Source organism: Eudoraea sp. (assembly GCF_049665975.1).
In the GTDB taxonomy this organism is placed as follows: domain Bacteria; phylum Bacteroidota; class Bacteroidia; order Flavobacteriales; family Flavobacteriaceae; genus Eudoraea.
Genome location: NZ_JBATGR010000191.1, coordinates 1 through 3,392, shown reverse-complemented (window position 1 = coordinate 3,392; position 3,392 = coordinate 1). Strand labels below are relative to the sequence as shown.

Genomic DNA, 3,392 nt, shown 5'->3' with positions numbered 1-3,392 from the left:
TCTACTTTCAATACTTGTGTTTCCGGAATATAGGTAGCTTCTTTTATTTGGATACTTGCTTTGATCAAAGGTTTTAGAAATTCTGATTTGCCCACTAAAAGAGAATTATAAACGGCTACTGTCCGCCCTGCAAATAGAGCTTCCCTTATACTCTCAAGGTTTTTCTCTTTTGCAAAAACCAGTGTTATTGGCCTGTGCATTCCTTTTTCAATATAATCCCAATCAATTAAGCCGTGAATATCACTTGTACCCATAATGGTAAGGTTGTGTTTTAATGCCAGCGCTAAAGATTCCTCAGCATAATCAAATGTGTTAATAACCTCAATGCCATGTAATTCACCATTTTTTATACGTTCCTCCTGGAAATCACTTAAAACAGGATTTCCGCTGGGACTTTGAGCATGCCATGCAGGATGGTTCCAGAACACAAAGGCATTTTGTTTTTTGGCTTCCTGAAAAGGAATGGCGGGATCATCGGCCATAAGTTTATTCGCATCTGAAATAAAAACGGCGTTGCTGTGCCCCACTGGTTCTGAACGAGTGATCTCTGAGCCATGTACAATTAGAAGACCATGTTCTTTGGCTTCTTCCAGTGCCAAATGGTAAGACCTGTTGCGGTCCGGATGAGGAATATCGTCTATATGCGGCTGGTATTCTAAATGTTCGGTTAGTGAAATAGCATCCAAATTTTCCCTAAGAGCTTCTTGTACCCGGATGGTGGGCCAAACATTACCGTCTGAAAAAACGGTGTGCTGGTGTAGGTCTGTTTTAAGGGTAAGGTAGCCTTCAATATTCGGATAGGTCAATGCCATTTTCCCGCTATGGGAATGGGATTGCGCATTAATAGTTAGAAGGGTGGTGAAAATTGCAAGTAATAAGAGTATCCTTTTCATCTGGCTGTGGTTAGAATTAATTTAATTAGTTGCTGGATTCTTTAACGATTTTAAAATTTAAAATTGGCGAATCATCCATAAATACGGTTAGTAAATTATGATTTTTAGGTAATTTTTTTTTCAGCCTAATTTTGGATATGTATGATTTATCTGTACCTTTTTTAAAACCCATTTTTCTAATTTCAGAACTGCCATGTACCCAATAATACATACCATGATCGCGGGGCAATTGATCAAAATATATATAGTTGTTATCTTCAGAAGAAATGCTAAATATTCCTTTTGTTTTAGGGGATAGTTCTATCCCTTTTCCAAAAAAGTCTGTTAAATAAATAGGCGCGCTTAAAAAATGTTTTAGATTCACCGGATTATCCAATAACTGCCATTCCTCATTAGTTGGGAAATGGTGTTTAATAAACTCCGAAGGGCTTGTAAAATAATAGTGGTCTAACTGTTTTCGTATAAACTTTTGACTTACCAGATCTAAATGACCTGACGCCCAAGTGGGATCCATAAGTTTCCAGATGCCATCTATTTGTACGGCGTTCCAGGTATGATTTTTATAGGTCTGATCCACTTCTGACGATCGTATATCCGTCTTGGCAATACCCGCAATTACTTTAGACGGCAGTCCAAATTGCAGGCAGAGTTCATTAAGTATCAGAGAATATTCTAAACAAACTCCTTTGCGGGTTCTAAATGCTTTTTCAATCCAGCCCAAAACTACTTCTCTTATCTGTTTTTGCCTCCCATATTCCGATTGGTAAGAGATTATTCGACTTGTCTTAAATGTATCGTCGAATGTTTTTATGTATATCATATTTTGAGTTAGCCAGACAAAAGCTGCACGCACTCGCTCTTCATCAGTAGTAAAATCGTTTTGAATTCTATATCCCAGATCATGGATATTTTTAAAATTCGGATAATTCCTCACTTTCCGGTCTATCCTTTCATACTCATTAGGAAAGGCAAGAAAAGAAACCAGGAATAAAAGGGAAAATAATAACTTAGACATTTCAACTTTTTCCTTAAAGATATGAATCCTGCAGAAAACTACATACTAAGCCGGCCTGAACCATTCCGAAGTATTCTGTTGCATTTGCAATCTGTTATTGAACAAACAGTACCTGAAGTGGACTTAAAGTTTAAATATAGAATTCCTTTTTACTATTTGGAAGGAAGGCCTTATTGTTATTTGAATCAGAGTAAAAACTATGTAGACCTGGGATTTTGGAATGCTGCTCATCTCAAAGTTCATTTAGAACATATGACAACAGCCGGCCGTAAAATAATGCGATCACTCAGGTATACTTCGCTCGAAGAAATTGATCATACCATTTTGGTGGAAGTATTAAAAGACGCCTATAGTGTAAAAGACAAAAAGTTTTGGTATAAATAGATTACTTATCAATCCAGCCTTTCTCTTTATATAGTTTAATATATTGATTGCTAAGTGAATCACTGTCCTTGTATTTTAATCTGACTTCCTTAAGTTTTTGCTGCATTTCACTGACTACATTTGAGTATTTCGGGTCTTGATACACATTATTTATCTCCAGTTTGTCATTCTTACGATCGTACAATTCCCATTCATCAACATCGTAGTAATAATGAATCAGTTTATAGTCTTTAGTAGCAATTCCATAGTGCCTTTTTACAGCGTGCTCGGCAGGGTATTCATAGTAATGATAGTACACTGCTTCGCGTTTCCAATTCTCTTTTTCGCCTTTTAACAAGGGCATTAAACTTTCACCCTGCATATCAGCGGGGGGCAAAACGCCTGCTACCTCCAAAAAAGTCTGGGCAAAGTCTAAATTCTGGACCATTTGGTCTTCTGTAATTCCCGCATTTATAACATGTGGCCATTTAATTAATAACGGGGTTTTAAAAGATTCCTCATACATAAAGCGTTTATCGAACCAGCCGTGCTCTCCTAAATAAAACCCCTGATCTGAAGTATATACAACCAGGGTGTTTTCACTAAGTCCTTCCTTGTCTAAATAATCCAGCAGTCTCCCCACATTCTCATCTACTGCAGCTATAGTTCCCAGATAATCCTGTAAGTATCGCTGGTATTTCCATATCATAAGCGTAGAGTCATTCATCGAAGGGTACAATTTTCTAAAATCTTCATTTATCGGTGCGTAAACTGAATCCCATGCTGCTTTCTGTTCAGGCGTCATTTTTTCAAGCGGATCAAATAGTTTTCTGTCCTTAATGTTCAATTCTTCTATGATTTCGGCAGATACTTTATTATCATAGTTAAGAACCATATGTTCAAGGATATTCATTTCTGCGCTCCTGGCGGCTTCACCTCTTGGAGTATAATTATCAAAAAGTGTTTCAGGAATAGGAAAGGTTTTTTTGGTAAATTCCTTGTAATGTCTTTCCGCTGGCAGCCAGGATCGATGTGGGGCCTTGTGGAGGTGCATTAAAAGAAAAGGGCGTGTCGTATCTCGTCGTTTTTCTAACCAGTCTAAGGTTAGATCGGTGATTATG

The 3,392-nt window shown here is 37.5% G+C and carries 4 protein-coding genes; 1 reads left to right on the top strand and 3 read right to left on the bottom strand.

The window, feature by feature from the left end; all coding sequences use genetic code 11:
* A partial coding sequence (locus tag WBN20_RS07195; RefSeq protein WP_424281213.1) for an Sb-PDE family phosphodiesterase occupies positions 1-893 on the bottom strand: 893 nt, incomplete at its 3' end.
* 25 nt (positions 894-918) lie between these two features.
* Positions 919-1,908: a transglutaminase domain-containing protein gene (locus WBN20_RS07190; protein WP_424281212.1), complete on the bottom strand. Its 990-nt coding sequence runs from the start codon at positions 1,906-1,908 to the stop codon at positions 919-921.
* Positions 1,909-1,929: 21 nt separating this feature from the next.
* Between WBN20_RS07190 and WBN20_RS07185 the strand changes: the two genes are divergently transcribed.
* Complete coding sequence (locus WBN20_RS07185) at positions 1,930-2,292, top strand: DUF1801 domain-containing protein (protein WP_424281211.1); 363 nt, start codon at positions 1,930-1,932, stop codon at positions 2,290-2,292.
* A gap of 1 nt (position 2,293) precedes the next feature.
* On the opposite strand, the gene WBN20_RS07180 is transcribed toward WBN20_RS07185, so the two are convergent.
* Positions 2,294-3,392 (bottom strand): sulfatase/phosphatase domain-containing protein (locus WBN20_RS07180; RefSeq protein ID WP_424281210.1); only part of this gene is annotated, 1,099 nt, incomplete at its 5' end.